The following is a 3,523-nucleotide window of genomic DNA, read 5'->3' as shown; positions in this document are numbered from 1 at the left end:
GCCGGGCCGGCCGATGGCGCGCTGGCCGCGCTCGAGGCCGCGGAGCTTCCGGCCGGCGCGCGCGCCATCGCCGAGAACGCCGCCGCCGTCCTGGTCGCGATCCGCGCCCGCGCGCCCGCGCTGCGCGTCACACTCGACCCGGTCGAGTTCCGCGGCTTCCGCTATCATACCGGCGTGGCCTTCACCCTTTACGGGCCGGGCATGTCGGGCGAACTCGCGCGGGGCGGGCGCTACGTCTCGCAGAACGACGAACCGGCCACGGGCATGACGCTCTACCCCGATGCGGTGCTGCGCGCGGCGCCGCCGGTGCCGTCGAAGCCACGGGTCTTCGTGCCGCTCGGCGCCGATGGCGCCGCGCTGCGCGCGCAGGGCTTCGCCACCGTCGCCGCGCTCGCGCCCGAGGACACGCCCGCGCGCCTGCGCTGCACCCATGAACTGAGGGACGGCCGGGCCGTCCCGATCGACACGAAGGACTGAACCGCCATGGCCAATGTCGCCGTGATCGGCGCCCAGTGGGGCGACGAGGGCAAGGGGAAGGTGGTCGACTGGCTCGCGTCGCGCGCCGAGATCGTGGTGCGCTTCCAGGGTGGCCACAATGCCGGGCACACGCTGGTGGTGGGGGACCAGACCTACAAGCTGTCCCTGCTGCCCTCGGGCGTGGTCCGCGGCAAGCTCGGCATCATCGGCAATGGCGTAGTGCTCGACCCCGAGGCGCTGCTGAGCGAGATCGACCGCGTCACCGCGCAGGGGCTGAAGGTGGGGCCGGAGAACCTGCGCATCGCGGAGAACGTGCCCCTTATCCTTCCGCTGCACCCCGCGCTGGACAAGGCGCGCGAGGCGGCGCGCGGGCAGGACAAGATCGGCACCACCGGGCGGGGGATCGGCCCGGCCTATGAGGACAAGGTGGGGCGGCGCTCGATCCGCCTGTGCGACCTGGCGGAGCCCGAGACGCTGAGTGCCAAGCTCGACGAATTGCTGCTGCACCACAACGCGCTGTTCCGCGGGCTGCGCGCGCCGGAATTCGCCAAGGCCGAATTGCTGGACGCGCTGCTGGCGCTCGCGCCGCGCCTGCTGCCCTTCGCCGAGCCGGTGTGGGAACGCCTGGACGAGGCGCGCCGGACCGGCAAGCGCGTGCTGTTCGAGGGCGCGCAGGCGGTGATGCTGGACGTCGACCACGGCACCTACCCCTACGTCACCAGCAGCAACACGGTCGCGGGCAATGCGGCGGCGGGCGCGGGCATCGGGCCGGATGCGATCGGCTTCGTGCTCGGCATCGCCAAGGCCTATGCGACGCGCGTGGGCTCCGGCCCCTTCCCCTCGGAGCTGTTCGACGAGACCGGGCGGCTGCTGGGCGAACGCGGCCGCGAATTCGGCACCGTCACGGGCCGTCCGCGCCGCTGCGGCTGGTTCGATGCCTGCATGGTGCGCCAGGCGGTGAAGGTGGGCGGCGTGCAGGGCCTGGTGCTGACCAAGCTCGACGTGCTGGACGGCCTGCCGGAGCTCAAGATCTGCACCGGCTATCGCATCCATGGCGAGGTGGTGAAGCGCCTGCCCGCGGCGCTGCGCGCCCAGGCCGCGGCGGAACCGATCTTCGAGACCATGGCCGGCTGGTCCGGTTCGACCCGCGGCGCGCGCTCCTATGCCGAACTGCCGGCCGAGGCGGTGAAGTACGTCCGCCGCATCGAGGAACTGGTGGAGGCGCCGATCGTTCTGCTGAGCACGAGCCCGGAGCGCGACGACACGATCATGATGCGCGACCCCTTCGCGGGGTGAGGCCAGGCCGCGGGCGTCGTCGCGCGACATCGCCGGGCCGAACGCGCGGCGCATCGCATCGCCGCGCCGGAGTCGCGCGCTGCCGCCCGGCCGCCACCGTTGACCTCGCGGGGGCGGCGGGCGACTTAGCGGCCATGATCCGCATCCCAGGCGGGCGCTAGACCATGGCCGCGCCGCCGCTCCTGCTTCTCACCGACATCCGCCACGGCTTCGGCAGCACGCGCCTGCTGGAAGGTGCGACGCTGTCCGTCTCGCCCGGCGAACGCCTCGCGCTGGTCGGGCGCAACGGGTCGGGCAAGTCCACGCTGCTCAAGGTCGCGGCCGGGCTCATCGAGCCCGAGGGCGGCACGCGCTTCGTCCAGCCCGGGGCGACGATGCGCTACCTCGAGCAGGAACCGGACCTCTCGGCCTTCCCCAACGTGCTCGCCTATGTCGAGGCGGGACTCGGGCCCTCCGACGACGCGCATCGCGCGCGCTACCTGCTGGGCGAACTTGGCATGAGCGGCGAGGAAGCGCCCGCGGCGCTCTCGGGCGGGGAGACGCGCCGCGCAGCGCTCGCGCGCGCGCTCGCCCCGCAGCCCGACGTCCTGCTGCTCGATGAGCCGACCAACCATCTCGACCTGCCGGCGATCGAATGGCTCGAAGGCGAGCTCGCCTCGCTGAACTGCGCTCTGGTGCTGATCAGCCACGACCGGCGCTTCCTCGAACGCCTGTCGCGCGCCATGGTCTGGCTCGACCGTGGCACCACGCGGCGCATCGAGCAGGGCTTCGCCCATTTCGAGGCCTGGCGCGACCAGGTGCTGGAGGAGGAGGAGCGCGACGCCCACAAGCTCGCGCGCCAGATCGTGCGCGAGGAACATTGGCTGCGCTACGGCGTCACCGCCCGGCGCAAGCGCAATGTCCGCCGGCTCGAGAACCTGCACGCGCTGCGCAAGCAGCACCGCGAGCGCATCGGCGCGCAAGGCCGCGTGAGCATGGCCGCGGCCGAGGCGGCGGGGTCGGGCAACCTCGTCGTCGCCGCGGATGCCATCGGCAAGTCCTATGGCGGGCGCGTCATCCTGCGCGACGTGACCACCCGCATCATGCGCGGCGACCGTGTCGGCATCGTCGGGCCGAACGGCGCGGGCAAGACGACGCTGCTCAACATGCTGACCGGCGTACTGGCGCCGGACACCGGCGAAGTGCGCCTGGGCACCGCGATCGAGATGGTGGGCCTCGACCAGAAGCGCGCCAGCCTCGACCCCTCGATCACCCTGTCCGCGGCGCTGACCGAGGGCCGCGGGGACCAGGTGCATGTGAACGGCCAGCCGCGCCACGTGATCGGCTACATGAAGGACTTCCTGTTCACCGCCGACCAGGCGCGCACGCCGCTTTCGGCGCTGTCAGGGGGCGAGCGCGGGCGGCTGATGCTCGCACGCGCCTTCGCCCGCCCGTCCAACCTGCTGGTGCTGGACGAACCGACCAACGACCTCGACCTCGAGACGCTGGACCTGCTGCAGGAACTGGTGGCGGACTATGCCGGCACGGTGCTGCTGGTCAGCCATGACCGCGACTTCCTGGACCGCACCGTGACCAGCGTGATTGCCTGGGAAGGGGAGGGACGCTGGCAGCATTATGCGGGCGGCTATTCCGACATGGTGGCGCAGCGCGGCCATGGCGTGCGCGCACGGGCGGCGGAGGCCAAGGCGGCACCCGCCGCGCCGAAGCCCGACCCCGCCCCGCGTTCCGCGCCGCCGGCCCGGCGCCGGGG

Annotated in this window: 3 protein-coding genes; all 3 read left to right on the top strand. The window is 72.7% G+C overall.

The window, feature by feature from the left end:
- On the top strand, positions 1-477 hold a 477-nt coding region (locus HW578_RS24495), incomplete at its 5' end, for an ATP phosphoribosyltransferase regulatory subunit (protein WP_198373321.1).
- A 6-nt stretch (positions 478-483) separates the two neighbouring features.
- Entirely contained in the window at positions 484-1,773 is a 1,290-nt protein-coding gene (locus tag HW578_RS24490; RefSeq protein ID WP_198373320.1) for an adenylosuccinate synthase, read from the top strand.
- 164 nt (positions 1,774-1,937) lie between these two features.
- On the top strand, positions 1,938-3,523 hold a 1,586-nt coding region (locus HW578_RS24485; protein ID WP_198373319.1), incomplete at its 3' end, for an ABC-F family ATP-binding cassette domain-containing protein.

Origin of the sequence: Roseomonas rosulenta (assembly GCF_016106005.1) — a bacterium.
GTDB classification, from domain to species: Bacteria; Pseudomonadota; Alphaproteobacteria; order Acetobacterales; family Acetobacteraceae; genus Neoroseomonas; species Neoroseomonas rosulenta.
This window is presented reverse-complemented; position numbering and strand designations above follow the sequence as displayed.